The organism is Streptomyces sp. HNM0645 (assembly GCF_030056615.1).
Lineage (GTDB): Bacteria > Actinomycetota > Actinomycetes > Streptomycetales > Streptomycetaceae > Streptomyces > Streptomyces marianii.
The window spans coordinates 12,363-29,519 of sequence record NZ_JASHLT010000068.1; the positions used below are offsets into that span (position 1 = coordinate 12,363).

16 protein-coding genes and 1 tRNA gene are annotated in these 17,157 nt (G+C 72.4%); 5 read left to right on the forward strand and 12 right to left on the reverse strand.

The window, feature by feature from the left end:
* Positions 1-127 precede the first annotated feature (127 nt).
* The 4 genes from ehuA to ehuB are packed head-to-tail and all read right to left on the reverse strand — an operon-like array spanning position 128 to position 3,069.
* On the reverse strand, positions 128-895 hold the full coding sequence (gene ehuA, locus QMZ92_RS32925; RefSeq protein WP_283301239.1) for an ectoine/hydroxyectoine ABC transporter ATP-binding protein EhuA: 768 nt from the start codon (positions 893-895) through the stop codon (positions 128-130).
* Positions 885-1,535, reverse strand: a complete 651-nt coding sequence (gene ehuD / locus QMZ92_RS32930; protein ID WP_283301240.1) for an ectoine/hydroxyectoine ABC transporter permease subunit EhuD — start codon at positions 1,533-1,535, stop codon at positions 885-887. The genes ehuA and ehuD overlap by 11 nt, the downstream gene beginning before the upstream one ends.
* The gene (ehuC, locus tag QMZ92_RS32935; protein WP_138055042.1) at positions 1,532-2,191 is read right to left on the reverse strand and encodes an ectoine/hydroxyectoine ABC transporter permease subunit EhuC; all 660 of its coding nucleotides are present in this window, start codon (positions 2,189-2,191) and stop codon (positions 1,532-1,534) included. The genes ehuD and ehuC overlap by 4 nt, the downstream gene beginning before the upstream one ends.
* On the reverse strand, positions 2,188-3,069 hold the full coding sequence (gene ehuB, locus QMZ92_RS32940; RefSeq protein WP_283301241.1) for an ectoine/hydroxyectoine ABC transporter substrate-binding protein EhuB: 882 nt from the start codon (positions 3,067-3,069) through the stop codon (positions 2,188-2,190). The genes ehuC and ehuB overlap by 4 nt, the downstream gene beginning before the upstream one ends.
* 42 nt (positions 3,070-3,111) lie before the next feature.
* On the opposite strand from ehuB, the gene QMZ92_RS32945 reads away from it, so the two are divergent.
* On the forward strand, positions 3,112-3,603 hold the full coding sequence (locus tag QMZ92_RS32945) for a DUF3830 family protein (protein WP_283301242.1): 492 nt from the start codon (positions 3,112-3,114) through the stop codon (positions 3,601-3,603).
* A gap of 41 nt (positions 3,604-3,644) precedes the next feature.
* Here QMZ92_RS32945 and QMZ92_RS32950 read toward each other — a convergent pair whose 3' ends face one another.
* Positions 3,645-5,060, reverse strand: coding sequence for an amidase (locus QMZ92_RS32950; protein ID WP_283301243.1), 1,416 nt, complete (start codon positions 5,058-5,060; stop codon positions 3,645-3,647).
* Positions 5,050-6,003: a D-2-hydroxyacid dehydrogenase gene (locus QMZ92_RS32955; protein ID WP_283301244.1), complete on the reverse strand. Its 954-nt coding sequence runs from the start codon at positions 6,001-6,003 to the stop codon at positions 5,050-5,052. The genes QMZ92_RS32950 and QMZ92_RS32955 overlap by 11 nt, the downstream gene beginning before the upstream one ends.
* A gap of 98 nt (positions 6,004-6,101) precedes the next feature.
* On the opposite strand from QMZ92_RS32955, the gene QMZ92_RS32960 reads away from it, so the two are divergent.
* From QMZ92_RS32960 to QMZ92_RS32970, 3 genes are all read left to right on the forward strand, one after another.
* A complete protein-coding gene (locus QMZ92_RS32960) occupies positions 6,102-6,944 on the forward strand; it encodes a maleate cis-trans isomerase family protein (RefSeq protein WP_283301245.1) in 843 nt (280 codons plus the stop codon).
* Positions 6,941-7,678 (forward strand): maleate cis-trans isomerase family protein, encoded by a 738-nt coding sequence (locus tag QMZ92_RS32965; RefSeq protein WP_283301246.1) that lies wholly within the window; start codon positions 6,941-6,943, stop codon positions 7,676-7,678. The genes QMZ92_RS32960 and QMZ92_RS32965 overlap by 4 nt, the downstream gene beginning before the upstream one ends.
* 63 nt (positions 7,679-7,741) lie before the next feature.
* Positions 7,742-8,899 carry an LLM class flavin-dependent oxidoreductase gene (locus tag QMZ92_RS32970; protein ID WP_283301247.1) on the forward strand — a complete coding sequence of 386 codons (1,158 nt, stop codon included), beginning with the start codon at positions 7,742-7,744 and terminating at the stop codon, positions 8,897-8,899.
* Positions 8,900-9,135: 236 nt separating this feature from the next.
* Here QMZ92_RS32970 and QMZ92_RS32975 read toward each other — a convergent pair whose 3' ends face one another.
* Positions 9,136-10,992: a putative bifunctional diguanylate cyclase/phosphodiesterase gene (locus QMZ92_RS32975; protein WP_283301248.1), complete on the reverse strand. Its 1,857-nt coding sequence runs from the start codon at positions 10,990-10,992 to the stop codon at positions 9,136-9,138.
* A gap of 285 nt (positions 10,993-11,277) precedes the next feature.
* Between QMZ92_RS32975 and QMZ92_RS32980 the strand changes: the two genes are divergently transcribed.
* On the forward strand, positions 11,278-12,564 hold the full coding sequence (locus QMZ92_RS32980) for a M6 family metalloprotease domain-containing protein (RefSeq protein WP_283301249.1): 1,287 nt from the start codon (positions 11,278-11,280) through the stop codon (positions 12,562-12,564).
* A gap of 63 nt (positions 12,565-12,627) precedes the next feature.
* Here the strand turns inward: QMZ92_RS32980 and QMZ92_RS32985 are convergent.
* From QMZ92_RS32985 to QMZ92_RS33005, 5 genes are all read right to left on the reverse strand, one after another.
* Positions 12,628-12,701: transfer RNA gene (locus tag QMZ92_RS32985), tRNA-Lys, on the reverse strand.
* Positions 12,692-13,360 carry a bifunctional DNA primase/polymerase gene (locus tag QMZ92_RS32990; RefSeq protein ID WP_283301250.1) on the reverse strand — a complete coding sequence of 223 codons (669 nt, stop codon included), beginning with the start codon at positions 13,358-13,360 and terminating at the stop codon, positions 12,692-12,694. The genes QMZ92_RS32985 and QMZ92_RS32990 overlap by 10 nt, the downstream gene beginning before the upstream one ends.
* A 232-nt stretch (positions 13,361-13,592) precedes the next feature.
* Positions 13,593-13,952, reverse strand: coding sequence for a DUF8844 domain-containing protein (locus QMZ92_RS32995; protein WP_283301251.1), 360 nt, complete (start codon positions 13,950-13,952; stop codon positions 13,593-13,595).
* 145 nt (positions 13,953-14,097) lie between these two features.
* The gene (locus QMZ92_RS33000; protein WP_283301254.1) at positions 14,098-15,432 is read right to left on the reverse strand and encodes an AAA family ATPase; all 1,335 of its coding nucleotides are present in this window, start codon (positions 15,430-15,432) and stop codon (positions 14,098-14,100) included.
* A gap of 8 nt (positions 15,433-15,440) precedes the next feature.
* A complete protein-coding gene (locus tag QMZ92_RS33005; RefSeq protein ID WP_283301252.1) occupies positions 15,441-17,030 on the reverse strand; it encodes a hypothetical protein in 1,590 nt (529 codons plus the stop codon).
* Positions 17,031-17,157: the final 127 nt, after the last annotated feature.

Consider the following 17,157-nt stretch of genomic DNA (forward strand, 5'->3'; position numbering starts at 1 on the left):
ACGATAGCCGTCAAGAACCGTTTAGTGGGCGGCTGTTGGCGAGAAATGTAGGGCGCCCCAGGCTTATGTCCTGGGGCGCACGACAATGGCATATGCCAGGGTCATGAATGGTGCATGGAGGGAGAGGTCAGAGCACCGCCCCGAGGAACTCACGAGTACGCTCGTGCTCGGGTTCCGAGAAGATTTTCTCCGGGGGGCCGGACTCGATCACCTTCCCGGCGTCGAACATCAGGACCTCGTCGGAGATGTCCCGGGCGAAGTTCATCTCGTGGGTCACACAGAGCATCGTGATGTCGGTGGTGCGGGCGATGTCCCTGAGGACGTCGAGGACTCCCGCGACCAGCTCCGGGTCGAGCGCCGAGGTCACCTCGTCCAGCAGCAGCACCTGCGGCCGCATCGCGAGCGCCCGGGCGATGGCCACCCGCTGCTGCTGGCCGCCCGACAGCTGGGAGGGCCGCGCGTCGACGCGGTCGGCGAGGCCGACCAGTTCCAGCAGCTCGCGGGCGCGTTCCTCGGCCTCGTCCTTGGACAGCCCGAGCACCCGCACCGGGGCCTCGGTGATGTTCCGCAGCACGGTCATGTTGGGGAAGAGGTTGAACTGCTGGAAGACCATGCCGATCTTCTTGCGGACCTCTCTGCGTTCCTTCTCGTCGGCCGGGAACAGCCGGCCGCCGTTGACGTCGATCGTGCCCGAGTCGGGGCGTGCCAGCGTCATCAGCAGCCGCAGGATGGTGGTCTTCCCGGACCCGGAGGGCCCGATCAGCGTGACGTGCTTGCCCGGGCGGACCGAGAAGCACAGGTCGTCCAGGACGGTGTTGTCCCCGAAGCGCTTGGTGACGTTCGTGAAACGGATGAGCTCGTCGTTCTGCTTGGTGAGGTCGGTGTCAGCGGGCAAGGCGGCGCTCCAGGGTCCGTACGAGCAGGGATGCCGGGTAGGCGATGAGGATGAAGGCGATGCCGACGACCGTCAGCGGCTCCGTGTACTGGAAGGTCGCCGCGCTCTCCAGCCGGGACTGCTGGAGCATCTCCAGCACGCTGATCCCGGCGAGGAGCGGGGTGTCCTTGAGCATCGCGATGACGTAGTTGCCGAGGGCGGGCGCGATCCGGCGGACCGCCTGCGGCAGGATCACGGCGGACCAGGTCCGGTGGGCGGGCAGGCTCAGCGCCGTCGCCGCCTCCCACTGCCCGGCCGGTACGGCGTCGATACCGGCCCGGTAGACCTGCGCGGTGTACGTCGAGTAGTGCAGGCCGATCGCGATCGTGCCCGTGGTGAGCGCGGAGAACTGCACGCCCCACTCCGGCAGCACGAAGAACAGGAAGAACAGCTGCACCAGCAGTGGGGTGTTGCGGATGAACTCGGTGACGAGCCCCACCGGCCAGCGTACGAGGCGCGAGCCGGAGCGCAGTCCCAGCGCCCAGACCAGGCCGAGCGTGAAGGACAGCAGCGAGCCCAGCACCAGGATCTGCAGCGTGACGAGCACGCCCTCCCAGAAGCGCGGCATGAAGTCCGCGACCGCGGACCAGTCCCAGGTCACTTGACCACCACCCCCAGGTTCGCCTTGGTCTTCCGTTCCAGGGCCTTCATCGAACGGGTGATGAGGAACGCGAGCACGAAGTAGATCACCAGTGTGACCGTGTAGATCTGCGCGCTCTCCTGGGTCGCCAGCCGCACCAGGTAGGCCGCGAACGACACGTCGCCCACACCCAGCAGCGAGACCAGCGCCGTGCCCTTCAGCAGCTCGACCGCCAGGTTGCAGAAGGACGGGATCATCTCGGGCACGGCCTGCGGCAGCAGGATCAGCCGCATCCGCTGCCAGGGCGTGAAGCTGAGCGCGACGCCGGCCTCCCGCTGGGCCGGCGTGACGGCGTTCAGCGCGCCGCGCACGATCTCCGCGCCGTAGGCGCCGTAGGACAGACCGAGGGCGAGCACGGCCGCCCACATGGGCACCAACTGCCACCCCAGCAGCGGCGGGAGGACGAAGAACAGCCAGAACATCAGGACCAGCGCCGAGGTCCCGCGGAACACCTCGGTGTAGAAGGCCGCGACGAAGCGGACCGCCTTCGAGCGATGAGTTCTGGCCATACCGACACCGAACGCGACGGCGGTGGCGAGCGCGGCGCTGTAGAGGGTGAGCTGGACGGTGATCCAGATCCCCGGAAGCACCCAGTTCTGCCAGAGTCCGGAGGTCATCGGCACAGCTCCTTCGCCGTGAGCTCGGTCATCTCGGCCTTGGTGAAGCCGAACCGGCTCAGGATGCGGAAGAGCTCGCCGCTCTTCTTCATCTTGTGGATCTCGGCGTTGAAGGCGTCCCGCAGCTCGGTGTCGGTCGGCCGGAAGGCGAAGCCACCGCCGTCGATCTTCTCCTTGCCGTCGACGATGGCCGCGAACGGCTTCGTCGCCTCGGCCTTGCTGCTCTTGCGGACCACTTCGCGGGTCGTGAGCGCGGTCCCGGCGAAGACGTCGACGCGCCCGGACTCGACGGCGTTCAGTCCGGCCACCTGGTCCTGGAGGATGACGATGTCCTTCTCGGGGTACCCGGCCGCCACGGCGTAGCCGATCTCGGCGTATCCGGTGCCCGTCGCGAACTTCGCCTTGGTCCGTACCACGTCCTCGTAATTGTGCAGGTTATTGGGATTCCCCTTGCGCACGATGAAGGAGTCGAGCATCTGGTACTCGGGATCGGAGAAGATGACCTGTGCGCAGCGTTCCTTGTTGATGTACATTCCGGCTGAAACGACATCGAACTGCTGTGAGTTGAGGCCGGGGATGAGTGAGGCGAAGTCGGTCGCCACCGGCTGCACGTTCGCCACCCCGAGCCGCTTGAAGACCGCCTTCGCCAGTTCCGGGGCCTCCCCGGTGAACTCGCCCTGTTCGTCTATGTATCCGTACGGCACCTCGCCCGCGATGCCGAGCCGCACCGTGCCCTGGGATCTCAGTCTGGCCAGGCTGTTGCCGGAGGGGACCCGTGCGCAACCACTCGCACCGGCAACGCCGGCCGCACCGAGTGCGCCGGCGGTCCCCAGGAGCAGGCTGCGCCTGCGTATGGGATATCTGGTGTCTGGAGCCATGGCGGCGCGGCTACCCGGCCTCGGGCGGGGTATGCGTCAGCAATGGCCGATCGATTCATCGAAGTCTCGCTCACCAAGCGCGGAGTGCACTGCACCGCGCGGCTCCTGGACGACCGGGCGCCGCTGACCTGTCGGGCCGTGTGGGACGCGCTGCCGCTCGGCGGCGACGTGTACCACGCGAAGTACGCGCGCAACGAGATCTACGCCCTGTTCCCCGCCTTCGCCGACCGGGAGCCACCGCTGGAGAACCCGACGGTGACCCCGATCCCGGGCGACCTCTGCTACTTCACCTTCAGCGGTACGGAGCTGGGGACCGCCGCGTACGGCTACGACCGGGACCTGTCCCGGCCGGTGACCGTCGACCTCGCGCTCTTCTACGAACGCAACAACCTGCTGCTCAACGGCGACACCGGCTGGGTGCCGGGCATCGTGTGGGGCCAGGTGGTCGAGGGCCTCGACCGGATGGCCGACGCCTGCCAGGACCTCTGGCGCGCCGGGGCGCTCGGCGAGACGCTGTCGTTCCGCCGCGCCTGACCGGGCCGTGCCCCGACCCGATCGGGCCGGGGCACCGGTCGCTACGGAGCGGGCGGCGGGACGGCCGCCGCCGCGCCCGACGCGTAGAGGGCGTGCGCCGCGCGCAGGACCAGGGCGTCCGCGTGACGGGGGCCGACCAGCTGGACCCCCACCGGCAGCCCGTCCTCGTCCACCCCGCACGGCACCGTCGCCGCCGGCTGCTGGGTGAGGTTGAACGGGTACGTGAACGGGGTCCACCCCGTCCAGCGCCGGTGCCCGGAGCCCCTCGGCACCTCCACGCCCGCCTCGAAGGCGGTGACCGGCAGCGTCGGTGTGATCAGCAGGTCGTACGCGGTGTGGAACCGCCCGAGCCGGCGTCCGAGCTCCATCCGGGCGTCCACGGCGGCGAGGTAGTCGAGCGCCGAGGCCCGCTCGCCCTCCGCGCAGATCTCCCGCAGCCCCGGGTCCAGCAGTTCTCGCTGCTCCCGGCCGAAGTGCTGCACCACGCGTGCCGCACCGGTGAACCACAGGGTGTGGAAGGCGTCCACCGGGTCGGTGATGTCCGGGTCCGCCTCCTCGATGTAGGCGCCGAGCCCGGCCAGCCGCTCCACCGCCCCGCGCACCGCAGAGGCGACGGCCGGGTGGACCGCCACCTGACCGCCGAAGGATGGGGAGTACGCGATCCGCAGCCCCTTCACGCCCTCGGTGAGACCCTCGCCCGTCCTCGGTGCGGGCGCCAGCTGCGACCAGTCCCGCCAGTCGGGGCCGCTGAGCGCGTCCAGCAGCAGTGCCGCGTCCGCCGCGTCCCGGGTCATCGGCCCGGCATGGGCCAGCGTGCCGAACGGGCTCGACGGATAGAGCGGGATCCGGCCGTATGTCGGCTTCAGCCCGAAGATCCCGCAGAACGACGCCGGGATGCGGACCGAGCCGCCGCCGTCCGTGCCGATCGACAGCGGGCCCGCGCCCAGGGCCACGGCCGCCGCGCTCCCGCCGCTGGATCCGCCGGCCGTGCGGGAGACGTCGTACGGATTGCGGGTGACCCCGGTCAGGGGGGAGTCCGTGACGCCCTTCCAGCCGAACTCCGGCGTCGTCGTCTTGCCGACGAACACCGCGCCCTGCTCGCGCAGCCGTGCCACGGCGGGGGCGTCCTCGTCCCAGGCCGGGCCGTCCGGGCGCACCGTCCTGGAGCCCCGGAGCGTCGGCCCGCCTGCCTGCAGCAGGATGTCCTTGACCGTGACCGGTACGCCGTCGAGGGGGCCCAGCGGCTCCTTCCTCCGGCGGCGCTCGGTGGCCGCCTCCGCCTGCGCCAGCGCCCGATCGCCGTCGATCCGGACGAACGCGTTCGTCAGGCGCTGCGCCGCCTCGGCCCGGTCGAGGACCGCGCGGACCGCCTCCAGCGGGGAGAAGTCGCCGCGCTCGTAGCCGGCGATGAGGTGACGTGCGGTCAGGGCACTCAGGTCGTTCGGCTCAGGAGTCATGGGAGGGGACGTACCCACGTTCCTTGTCGACCACGTTCGGCAGCGGTTTTCCGGCCGACCAGAGGTCGAACAGTTCGACGAACTGCTCACCCAGCCGATCGCGCCAGCCGACCGTGTCCCCGCTCATGTGCGGCGAGACGATCAGCCCCGGCACGTCCCACAGCCGGTTGTCGGGCGCCAGCGGCTCCTCCTCGAAGACGTCCAGGGCGGCGCCCGCGATCCTCCGCCCGGTCAGCGCCGGGACCAGGTCGTCCTCCACCACCAGCGCGCCCCGTCCGACGTTCACGAAGTGTGCCGAGGGGCGCATCAGCGAGAACCGCCGGGCGTCGAACATGCCTCGGGTGGCCTCCGTCAGCGGGGCCGCGCACACGACCCAGTCGGCACGTGCGAGAAGCCCGTCCAGGTCCTCGGAGCCGTGCACCCCGGGGCGGGCCGTGCGTCCGGTGACGGCGACCTCGAGACCCAGCGCCCGCAGTGTGCCCGTGATCGCCAGTCCGATCGGGCCGGCGCCGACCACGACCGCCCGGCCGCCCGCCACCGGCAGTGACTCGCGGTGGCGCCACCGCCGCTGCCGCTGGAGTTCCAGGGTCCCCGGCAGGTCCTTGGCCATCGTGAGCACCAGGGCGGCCACGTACTCGGCGATGGGCTGCTCGAAGATCCCGCGGGCATTGGTCAGGACCGTGTCGGAGGCCGAGAACTCGGGGCAGAGCAGCCGGTCGACGCCGGCACTCGGGGTGTGCACCCAGCGGGGCCGCGGACCGCTCCCGGGCCAGGCCAGCCGCACCGCGTCGGAGGTGAAGTCCCACACCAGGAGGGCGTCGGCCCCGGGCAGTTCGGCGGCGAGGGAGCGGGCGTCTGCGTACCGGACGTCGGCGCGTCCGGTCAGGCCTCCGAGTCGCGGCGGAGGGTCTGCTCCCAGTACGAGAAGAACCGGTACGGACATCGCGCGGAAACCGTTTCTGAACGTCTGACATGTACGGATTGACCCACGCTCGCACTGGAACCTACCGTCGTCAACAAGACGTCATGAGGGGGCCTGTGATGGATGTGTCCCTCGAAGTTTCGTTTCTGGGCGGTCCCGACCCGCAGCGCGGGATCGGGGTGGTCGCCCCGTTCGACTTCGCACTCGACCGGGAGCTGTGGCGCTGGGTGCCCGATGGCGTCTCGCTGCGCCTGACCCGGACCCCGTTCGTGCCGGTCGAGGTCTCGCTCGACCTCGCGCGGCTCGTCAGCGAGCACGAGACCCTGCGCGAGGCGGTCCGGGCACTGGCCGCCTCCGAGCCCGAGGCCGTCGCCTACGCCTGCACCAGCGGCAGTTTCGTCGGCGGTGTGGCGGGCGAGCGGGCGATGTGCGAGGCGATGACCACGGCTGGGGAGATCGCCTCGGTGACCACCTCGGGTGCGCTGCTGGAGGCCCTGGAGGAGCTGGGCGCCCGCCGCATCGCCGTCGTCACGCCGTACACGGAGTCGGTGACCCGGTCGCTGGAGGACTACCTGGCCGAGGGCGGGATATCGGTCACGGGCCGCGCCTTCCTCGGACTGACCCGGCACATCTGGAGGGTGCCCTACCGGTCGGTGGTGGACATGGCACGCCAGGCGGTGGTGGGTGCGGCGGACGCCCTTTTCATCAGCTGCACGAACCTGCCGACGTATGACGCGATACCCCAGCTGGAGGCGGAGCTGCGCATGCCGGTGCTCTCCGCGAACCAGGTCACGATGTGGGCGGCGCTGCGCAGGATCGGCGTGTACGCCGTCGGTCCCTACCAGGCCCTCCTGATGCGGACCGTCGGTCCGCACGAGGAGCCGCCGCCTCCGCCGGCCCCGCCCGTGCCGCCGATCGTGCCCCCCGTCGCCCAGCCGGAGGAACAGGAAGGATGGACATGACGACCGTCGGACTCCTCTACCCCGGGCACTCCGCCGAGGACGACTACCCCAGGATCGCGGTCCTGCTCGGAAGCGACATCAGGCTGCCCGTCTTCCACACCGACATCGGCGAGGACGCGCACCGGGAGGACGCGCTGATCGAGATGGGGGCCGCGGACCGGCTGGCGGCAGGAGTGGAGGAACTGCGGCTGGCCGGAGCGGAGTCCCTGGTGTGGGCCTGCACGAGCGGCAGCTTCGTCCGGGGCCGGGACGGCGCCCGGCAGCAGATCCGCGAGCTGGCGCAGGCAGCCGGGTTGCCGGCGTCGAGCACGTCGTTCGCCTTCGTCCACGCCGCACAGGCGCTGGGCGTCGGCCGGGTGGCGGTCGCGGCCACCTACCCGGACGACGTCACCGGCCTCTTCGAGAAGTTCCTGGAGTCGGCGGGCATCGGGGTGGTCGCGGCCCGGGCGAGCGGGATCGTCACGGCCGCCGAGGTCGGCACCTGGGAGCGCGAGCAGGTGCTGGAGCTGGCCCGGGCCGGGGACGACCCGAGGGCGGAGGCGGTGCTCATGCCGGACACCGCGCTGCACACGGCCGCCCACCTCCAGGAGCTGGAGGAGACCCTTGGCAAGCCGGTCCTCACCGCGAACCAGGTGACCGTGTGGGAAGGTCTGCGGCTGGCCGAGCGGAGGGCGTGGGCGGACGGCCTGGGGACCCTGTTCGCCCGCCCGGACCACCGGCCGGAAGAGGAGTAGGGCCCGCCGTCGGGACCGACGGAGCGGAATAAACGGAGACGCCCTCCTGTTAGTGGCTCGGACATGCACGACAACGCAGGAGGCACCTCCGTGGACACACCGGACCCCGCGCGCACGGCCGACGAGATCCGGGGAACCGCGCAGGGCGGCGCGCCCGTGCCGCTCTCGGTACTGGACCTGGTCACCGTGGGCAGCGGCAGCACCGCCGGCCAGGCGCTCCGCACCAGCGTGGACCTCGCCCGGCTCGCCGAACGGCGCGGCTACCACCGGCACTGGGTCGCCGAGCACCACTCGATGCCCGGCGTCGCCTCGTCCTCCCCGGCTGTGATCCTCGCCCACCTCGCCGCCCACACCGAGCGCATCCGCCTCGGCTCCGGCGGCGTCATGCTGCCCAACCACGCTCCTCTGGTGATCGCCGAACAGTTCGGCACGCTGGAGGCCCTGGCGCCGGGCCGGGTCGACCTCGGCCTCGGCCGCGCGCCGGGGACCGACGGTGCCACCGCGGCCGCGCTGCGCCGCACAGACCGGCTGGGCTCCTCCGTGCCGGCGGCCAGGGGAGAGGGTGCCGACGACTTCCCGCAGCAGCTCGCCGAGCTGACGCGCTTCCTGGACGACGACTTCCCGGGCGGCCACCCGTACGCCCGGATCCACGCCGTCCCCGGTCCGGTCCAGGCCACTGCCCCCGGCGGGGTCCAGTCCGCCGCCCGGCCCCCCGTCTGGCTGCTCGGCTCCTCAGGTTTCAGCGCCCGGCTCGCCGGGGGGCTCGGGCTGCCGTTCGCCTTCGCCCACCACTTCTCGGCGCGGAACACCGTCCCGGCGCTCGACCTCTACCGCGACTCCTTCCGCCCGTCGAAGGTCCTGGACGCCCCCTACGCACTGATCGGCGTGGCCGCGTTCGCCTCGGACGACGCCCGGGAGGCGCGCCGCCAGGTGATGACCGGAGTGCTGTCGATGCTGCGGCTGCGCACGGGCCGGCCGGGGCTGATCCCGGCGCCCCAGGAGGCCGAGGCGTACGACTTCGGCCCGATGGAGCGGGAGTTCGTGGACGGCCGGCTGGCCGACATCGTCCACGGCACGCCCGACGAGGTGCGCTCCGGCCTGGACGCGCTCCAGAAGCGCACGGGCGCGGACGAGCTGATGATCACGGCCAGCGTCCACGGCGGCGAGGCACGGCTGCGCTCCTACGAGCTGATCGCGGACGCGTACGGGCTGCCCGGGTAGACCCTGGGCGTCGGGTGCGGAGCGGCCGCTTCCCGGACGGTCTGCCGCGGGGTTCCGAAGGCAGCCCCACACCGCTCGCCGCCGAGGGCGGCGAGCGGTTCACGCTGTCCGGGGACCACCCGTCGACAAGGGCTTCAGCGGCGAGGAGGGGCCGGATCGGCCTGGTCCTCGATGTGGTCTTCGCGCGGCGGCCTTCCACGGGCGACCGCGTCGACGGGGCAGGCCCTGCCCGGTGATCAGACCGAGAGCGGACTGATCCCGATCATCCCGGCGATCCGGTCCGGCGCCACCGCGCGCGAGTACAGCCAGCCCTGGCCGGTGTCGCAGCCGATGCGGCGCAGCCGTTCCGCCTGGCCCGCGGTCTCGACGCACTCGGCGGTGACCGTGAGACCGAGCCGGTGGGCGAGTTCGACCATCGCCTCGACGATCGTCTCGTCGGCGGGGTTCGGATGCGTGCCGTCGTCGTAGCGGAAGCCGCGCACGAACGAACCGTCGAGCTTCAGTACCGACACCGGGAGACGGCTCAGATAGGCCAGGTTCGAGTAGCCCGTCCCGAAGTCGTCGATCGCGATCCGCACGCCCATGTCGCTCAGCGCCTGGAGCACCTGCAGCGGCCGGCCGGCCGAGCCCATCACCGCGGACTCGGTGAGCTCCAGCTGCAGCAGATGGGGAGCGAGGCCCGTCTCCTCGAGGATCCCGGCCACATCGGCGACCAGGTCGGAGTCCCACAGCTGCCGCACGGCGACGTTGACGCTGACGAAGAGCGGCGGCTCCGCCGGGTGCTCGAGCTCCCACCGGCGGGCCTGCCGGCACGCGGTGCGCAGGATCCAGCGGCCGAGCTGGACGATCGACCCGTCCTCCTCGGCGATTCCGATGAACCGATTCGGCGCGAGCGTGCCGAACTGCGGGTGCCTCCAGCGCACCAGGGCCTCCACGCCCCGGACCGCTCCGTCCGCCATGCACACCAGCGGCTGGTACTCCAGCGTGAACTCCCCGCGCTCCACCGCCGGCCTGAGCGACGAGGACAGGGCCTGACGGGTCATCCGGTGCGCGTTGCGCTCGGGGTCGAAGAACGTCCAGCGGGCCTTGCCGTCCGCCTTCGCCCAGTACAGCGTCGTGTCCGCGTCCTGCATCAGCCCGGTGGCGGTGGTGCCGTCGGCCGCGCGCTCCACCACCCCGATGGACGCGGACACCGACAGCCGCTGCCCCGACAGGTCGAACGGCCGCTGGAGCGCGGCCAGGACGGACCGGGCCAGATCGGCGAGCTGCTCCGTGCCGGTGGAGTCCTCCACCAGGATCGCGAACTCGTCGCCGCCGAGCCGGGCCACGAGGTGGGAGCCGCCGCGCGACCGGCCGTCCCGGTCCGCGCACTCGGTCAGCCGGGACGCCACCGCCGTGAGCAGCCGGTCGCCCACCCGGTGACCGAGGGTGTCGTTGACCGCCTTGAAGCCGTCGAGGTCGAGGTAGCACAGCCCGATCCGGCCGGTGCCGCCGTGCTCGTACGACGAGGAGTCGAGGGCGGTGCTCAGCCGCTCGAAGAACAGGGCGCGGTTGGGCAGCCGGGTCACCGGGTCGTGCATCTGGAGATGGCGCAGCCGTGCCTGGAGTTCGCGGCGCTCGCTGATGTCCGCGACCGAGAGCAGTACACGCCCGCCGCCGGGGACGGGTGCGACCGTCACCTCGGCCCAGACGGGGTGGCCGTCCGCGTGTTTGAGGCGGCGGGTGCAGCGGAAGCATGAGCTCCGCCCGTTCAGCACCTCGCCGTAGGCGAGCAGGGAGCGGCCGTCCGAGGCGAGGTCGACGAGATCGGCGGCGGGCCGCGAGCGGAGGGCGTCCGGTTCGGCGCCGAGGAGGGCGGCTAGGGCGTCGTTCGCGGATACGACGAGGCCCTCGCGGTCGACGAGGGCCATGGCGAGCCGGGAGGCGTTGAACGCGGCGCGGTAGTCGGCGAGTTGCGTCTCGGCCACCAGGCCGCGGACGGGCCCGGCGGGGCCGGAGGGGGACGCCGGGATCTCACCCTCCGTGACGGACGGATGGTCGCTCCCGGGTGCCGCGACGGTCGCGCTTCCCCGTCCTTCCGTGTGTCCGCTCACCGCTCGCTCCCGCAGTGCAGTCGTGTCGTTCAGGCCAGGGCAGGGCCGGAATCTCAGGAAAGTGTGCCGATCATAGAGGCCGGCCGGGCGGGCGTTCCAGCTTTTGGACGGTGATCAGGGGCACCCGAAGGTCCAGACCGATCGTTTCTGCGCGGGTGAGGGCCAGGCCAGGGCTCTCGTGATCGGTTGTGACTTTCTGTGTATCACCGGGGTGTCGTGGTCTGCTCACCCGACCGGTGCAGCGGAACAGTGCGGATCATCATAAAAGCGCACAAGCTGGGTTGGATGTCCCGCATTCCGCAGCCGGAGGTCCACGTGGAGGGTCAGCAGACGCTCGAGGATCCACCCGAGGGAGTGGAACGGCCGACCCTGCGTGCCGGCGCCGCCGTGTTCACCTCCCTGGTGGCCCTCGCCGCGACCACCCTCGCGGCCGGCCCCGCCTCGGCCGCGACCTCTCCGCACCCCTGCGCCCTGCCCCGGACCGCGGCACACCACTCGCTGGGACTGGACAGCTGGAACTCCGCCTACCCGCGGCCCGACCGCGCTCTCGACGCCGTCATGGTCTTCCTCTCCTTCCCCGACTCCACCCCCCTGACCGCACCGGACGACCTGGTCGCCGACCACTTCCCCGCGACCGGCGACTTCTTCCGCAACGCCTCGTACGGGAAGTTCGTGCTGCGGCCGCACCCCGTGCGCCAATGGATCCGGATGCCGAAGGCGTCGACCGAGTACCGCATAAAGCGCGACTGGGACGCCGGGCGGCGCGCCGCGTACCTGCGGGACGCGGTCTCCGTCGCGGATCCGCTCGTGGACTTCTCCCGCTACGACGTCATCTACCTGGTCGCGGACCCGGACGCCCCCGGGGTGGACTCCGACGCGACGAAGGTGGTCAATTTCGAGCAGGCCACGAAGGCGGACGGAATCGAGCTGAAGCGGGCCGTCACCGTGTTCGAACGGCATCCGCCCGACCGCCATGTCCTGGCCCACGAGACCGGGCACGTCTTCGACCTGCCGGACCTCTACCACCGGCCCACGGACGGAAAGGGCGACTGGGACACCCATGTGGGGGACTGGGACGTGATGGGCAGCCAGTTCGGCCTCGCCCCGGAGTTCCTCGGCTGGCACAAGTGGAAGCTGGGATGGCTGGACCGGAACCAGGTCCGGTGCGTCACCGGTCCAGCCGACCGGGTCCTCACCCTGGAGCCCCTCGCGGCCGCTCCCGCGCCCGGACGCCCAGCGGGAACCCGGCTCGCGGTCGTCAGGACCGGGCGGAACAGCGCGCTGGCCATCGAGGCGCGCGGAGCGACGGGCAACGACCGGGACACCTGCAAGGAGGGCGTACTGCTCTACCGGGTGCGGAACGAGGAGGCCTCCGGTGCGGGCCCCGTCGAGGTCATCGACACCCATCCGAAGAGCGGGGCGTGCTGGGACCGCTCGGTCTACCCGCAGCTGGCGGACGCCCCGCTCGGCGTGGGGGAGGCCTACACCGTCCCGGGTGAGCGGGTCCGTGTCGAGGTGGCCGACCGCACCCGCACGGGGGCGTGGACGGTCAAGATCACGACGGTGCGGTGAGCGGATATCGTCGGGCCCGACGAGAAAAGCCCCCCGCTGTCGCGAGGGGCTCTACTCCGTCTGTGCGCCGCCAGGGACTCGAACCCCGGACCCGCTGATTAAGAGTCAGCTGCTCTAACCAACTGAGCTAGCGGCGCCTGCTGACGTCGTAGACCTTAGCACCCTGATCGGCGGGAGGAAAAATCGATATACGCACCGTCGCGGCGGAGCTGGTACGGGCCGCCCGCACACAGGCCCAGAGCAGCACCTCCGGCCCGGGGAGCCAAGGGTGCCGGGTGTCGGGGGCGACCAGCCAGCGCGGCCCGGCCCCGCCCGTGGGCACCGGGGCGAGTGGCGGCACCGTGATCGCGTCGCCTGTGCCGTGGCAGATCAGGGGCGGCACGGAGCCGCCCCACTCCTCCCATTCCAGCAGGCTCGGCAGCCGCTGGGCCGTGCCCGGCGCGACGAACAGCAGCATCCGGCCGCGGTGGTGCGCGACCGGCCCCGAGCCCGGGCCCTCCGACCACAGCCGGTCGAGCATCCGGCGCCCGAACATCGAGGGCACGTTCACCACGTCGAAGACGCCCCCGCCGCACGACACGACGAGCGGCGCGGAGGGCCGCGACTCCCAGAGCGCCAGCGCGGACCGCGGATGCGTACTCGCGGACGCGAGCCAGTCCGCGCCGGGTGTGGTGATCTGGGCCGTCTGATGGCGTCCGTCCTCCCGGAGGAAGGCGAAGACCTCCCGCCGCTGCTCGTCGTGGAGGGCGGGACTGCACGGTGCGGTGCTGAAGTCGTCTCGCGGCCGAGTACTCATGGCGACTACGTGTACGCGGAGTCATCGACCGATTTCCGCGAGTTGCGGAAACCGGGGACAGGGGGCGGGGGGAGGGGTATCTTGCCCCCCGGCATCCCCCCTCGTCATATGCGACCGGCACCCGGAGAGCGGGAGCGGTCCCTCGCCGGGGCGTCCCTCGCCGGGGCGGCGGAGCCGTGCCCGCGGTGCCGGGCGCGCTGCCCTGGTGGCGGTCGACGTCCCCGGACAGCCCTTAGGGCCGGGGCGCCGGCCGGGGGTCGGGCCCCCGCAGCAGATCGCGGCCGAAGTCGATCATGCGCTTGGCGTAGTCCTCGCTCCACTCCGCCCGACGCGCGATCTCCTCCGCCGTCAGCCGGTCGAAGCGGCGCGGGTCGGCGAGCTGCGCGGCGGCGACCGCCTGGTACTCCAGGGCACGGTCCGTCGCCGCCTGGAACGCCTGTGTGAGCTCCGTCGCACGTGAGAGCAGCTCCCGGGGATCCTCGATCGACTCCAGATCGAAGAAGTGCTCCGGGTCGGAGGCGACCTCCGCGGGCTCGAAGAGCAGCGGTGAAGGCCGTACCCGCCGCTCGCTCCGCCCCGACGACTCCGCCATGCGCGTCTCCTTCTCGTGTTTCCTGACCACCCCTATTGTCCCGCCCCGCACAAGAGGGCCCCGCTCTCGGGGCCGACCCGGCGGCCCGCCCCGGGGAGCGGGGCCGGGCCCACCCGCGCGCGACCGAGGACCCGGGCCGAGTCCGTTACGGCGTCCAGGTGACCCGGTGCTCCTCCAGGTGGGAGAGCACCGCGTGGTTCGCCTCCCAGCCGTCCGGGAACTTCACCGTGACGCCGAGCTGCACCGGCTCCGTGGACGGGTGCTCGTCCAGGAGCTCGGTGACACCCGCCCGGCACACCACGACGCAGGCGTGGCGGTGGCGGGAGGCCAGCACACAGAGGCGGCCCGTCTCGAGGTGGAACGCCGATGCGTCCGGGCGGCCCGAGAGGGGGTGGAGCACGACGGTGACGTCGAACTCCCGGCCCTGGAGCCGGTTGGCCGTGTCCACCGTCACACCCGACGCACCCAGCTCCGCGAGGGCCGCCCTGACGGCAGCGGCCTGGTCGCGGTGGGCCGTGCCGACGGCGACGCGGTCCGCGGTGAGCGGCACCGGGTCGGGGGAGCGCTCGGAGACCGACGCGCCTCCGCGGTCCAGCAGCCGCCGGACCACCAGGGCAACGGCCCGTACCGCCTCCGGGTCGGTGCGCGGGGTGTGCCGGGCGGGCAGCTCCAGCAGGCCCCAGCCGGACTCGGCCGCCTCGTCCAGCACCCGGTCCGGGCCCGAGCCGTTCGACGCGACCCCGAACGCCAGCCGGCGGTCGCCCGGTCCCGTACCGCTGCGGAAGGGCGTGTACGGGTAGAAGGCGCCGGAGACCAGGGGCGCGGCGGATGCCGGCAGCCGCCAGGACACGGGCAGCCGGTGCTGCGGCAGCTCCGGGTTGTGGGCGAGCAGCGTGGACACCGCGCTCGCCGAGGGGTCGTAGGACAGCCCGGCCCACTGCTCGGCCCCGACCACGGAGAACGGATCGAGCTGTCCCGGGTCCCCGACGAACAGCGCCTTCTCGAACAGCCCCGCCACGGCGAGCAGCGCGTCCGACCGCATCTGGTACGCCTCGTCCACGATCGCGTGCCGCCACGGTTCGACGTCCTTGACGTGCGCCCACTTCGCGGCGGTCGAGATCACCACGTCCAGCCCGGCGAGATCGCCCGCCTTCGCCGACTTCCGTACGTTCGGCAGCTCGTCGAGCGCCCTGTCGTAGGGGTCGGGGTCGTTGCTGTGCAGCCGGCCGACGGGGAGATCCGGCTCCTTCTCGGCGAGCCGCACCACCAGATCGTCGACCTGGGCGTTGGTCTGCGCCACGACCATCAACGGGCGCCCGGCCGCGGCGAGTTCCCGTGCCGCCCGCACCACGAGCGTCGATTTCCCGGCGCCCGGAGGGGAGTCCACGACGACGCCCCGGGCGTCTCCGTGGAGGGTGTCCTCCAGGATGGCCGCGGTGGCACGGGCCGCCTCCGAGCCCGGGTCGAACAGCGGGGTCACGGTCCCCGTCACAGCAGGTCCTCCGGGGTCACGGCGTCGGGCCTCTCGGCGGTGTCGGTACGCGGCGGGCCGCCATGAGTCCACGGGGTGTCCTCCGGCTCGGGCAGCTTCGGCCCGCCGCGCTGGTCGTGCTCGAACAGCGTCCAGGCGACGGGCTCGCCCGTCTCGGGAACGGAACCCTCCGCCGGGTCCCTGGAGCGGCCCATCCGGTCCAGCAGCCGCAGGACGATCGCGCCGTCCTGCTCGTACCGCACGAACTCGGCGGACTGCGGCCTGCCGTCCAGCGAGCGGTACGCCTTCACACCGGCACCCAGATGCGGGCTGTCGTCCGTACGCACCGTCAGCAGCGGTCGCGGCGAGGGGCGTTTCGACTCGGACCAGGCCATGACCACATCGGTGATCACGCCGACGAACGCCTCGCCCGCGAGCCGCCGCGCCGCCAGCACCAGCGGATCGTCCAGCGCCTCCTGGGCCTCCAGCTGCGCCTGGGCCGTCTCGCGCGCGGACAGCTTCTGTGCGGCGGTGACCGCGTCGTCCCGGCGCGGCTGAGGGGGCTCTCCGGCCCGCACCCGGTCGCGGTGCCCCGTGAACGACCAGCGGTCGCGGGTCCACCGGTCGGCGACGCGCGTTCCCTCCGGCAGCTCCCGGAGCAGGCCGATGCCGGCCCACACCGCGTCCCACGTGGGGCGCAGCACCCCCTCGAGCAGGCCGCGGATCTCCCGCTCGGCGGAGGCGAGCCGGGCCAGTTGCTCGTCGGCCGCGGCGCCGTCCTCGGCGGCGGCGAGGGCCTGGCGGGCCCGGTCGTACCGCTCCATCGCGGGTGCGAGGAGCATGTTGTCGAACGCCGGATCCGTGGCGGGCCCGGCCGGCGGGCACACCAACTGGCCCCGCCGGTCGCGTGCCACCTCCGCCCGGAGCGCCGCCTCCGCGCCGGACCCCCCCTCCGGCGGGGCGATCCAGGCGAGCAGCGCACCGAGGTGCTGGTCCTCCAGGTGGGACTGCCCGGTCGCCCAGTGCCGGCCCAGCAGATCCGTCATCGCGAGCAGCAGCGACGAGCCGGGCACCCGGGCCCGCTCGCCGTAGTGCGTCAGCCAGCGCCCGAGCAACGGCACGCGCGGGGGCGCCGGGTAGGGGGCGTCGGGGTCCTGCTCGGCGGTCCGCCGGAACCGCATCGACCGCCCGAGGAGGCGCACGAAGTCGATCCCGGGCCTGCTGGGCACGATGAGCTGCGGTGCGTCCGCGCAGAGCTCCACCTCGACCTTGACCCGTCTGCCGGTCTCCGGGTCCGTTTCGTTCCGCTCGGCGGGTTCCACGTCGTCGGCGTATCCGTCGAGGTACGGAAGCAGCGTCTCCGCCAGCTCGGCGAGGAAGGCGAACCGCAGCTCACGGTCCCTGGGCTGGGCGACGGCGAGCAGTCGCGGCGCGTCCCGGTCGGTCCCCACGAGCGCCCCGAGCGGGGCTCCGGCCTCACCGGCCGTGGTGAGGGGGACGAACACCATCGGGTGCGGCGAGAGGTGCCGGTGCCGCACGGTGGCGAGCGGCTGCGCCCGCCCGCTCTCGACGGCCTCCAGCCGGGCGAGCGTGCTGATCAGCGACATCCCGGCCTCCCCGCGCCGGCGTCCGTCGAGGGGCCCGCGCCCGCACCGGCGGCGCCCGCCGTGCGCGGCTTCCGCACGCGCCTGGGCGGCTCCCCCGCGCGGTTCAGCGGGCCGCGGGCCGCGCCGT

Coding starts and splice junctions, on each gene's coding strand:
- QMZ92_RS32965 (WP_283301246.1), top strand. CDS start 6,941: ATGACGACCGTCGGACTCCTCTACCCCGGGCACTCCGCCGAGGACGAC.
- QMZ92_RS32950 (WP_283301243.1), bottom strand. CDS start 5,060: ATGACTCCTGAGCCGAACGACCTGAGTGCCCTGACCGCACGTCACCTC.
- QMZ92_RS32990 (WP_283301250.1), bottom strand. CDS start 13,360: ATGAGTACTCGGCCGCGAGACGACTTCAGCACCGCACCGTGCAGTCCC.
- QMZ92_RS33005 (WP_283301252.1), bottom strand. CDS start 17,030: ATGTCGCTGATCAGCACGCTCGCCCGGCTGGAGGCCGTCGAGAGCGGG.
- QMZ92_RS32960 (WP_283301245.1), top strand. CDS start 6,102: ATGGATGTGTCCCTCGAAGTTTCGTTTCTGGGCGGTCCCGACCCGCAG.
- ehuB (WP_283301241.1), bottom strand. CDS start 3,069: ATGGCTCCAGACACCAGATATCCCATACGCAGGCGCAGCCTGCTCCTG.
- QMZ92_RS32980 (WP_283301249.1), top strand. CDS start 11,278: ATGTCCCGCATTCCGCAGCCGGAGGTCCACGTGGAGGGTCAGCAGACG.
- QMZ92_RS32945 (WP_283301242.1), top strand. CDS start 3,112: ATGGCCGATCGATTCATCGAAGTCTCGCTCACCAAGCGCGGAGTGCAC.
- QMZ92_RS32995 (WP_283301251.1), bottom strand. CDS start 13,952: ATGGCGGAGTCGTCGGGGCGGAGCGAGCGGCGGGTACGGCCTTCACCG.
- QMZ92_RS32970 (WP_283301247.1), top strand. CDS start 7,742: ATGCACGACAACGCAGGAGGCACCTCCGTGGACACACCGGACCCCGCG.
- QMZ92_RS32955 (WP_283301244.1), bottom strand. CDS start 6,003: ATGTCCGTACCGGTTCTTCTCGTACTGGGAGCAGACCCTCCGCCGCGA.
- ehuC (WP_138055042.1), bottom strand. CDS start 2,191: ATGACCTCCGGACTCTGGCAGAACTGGGTGCTTCCGGGGATCTGGATC.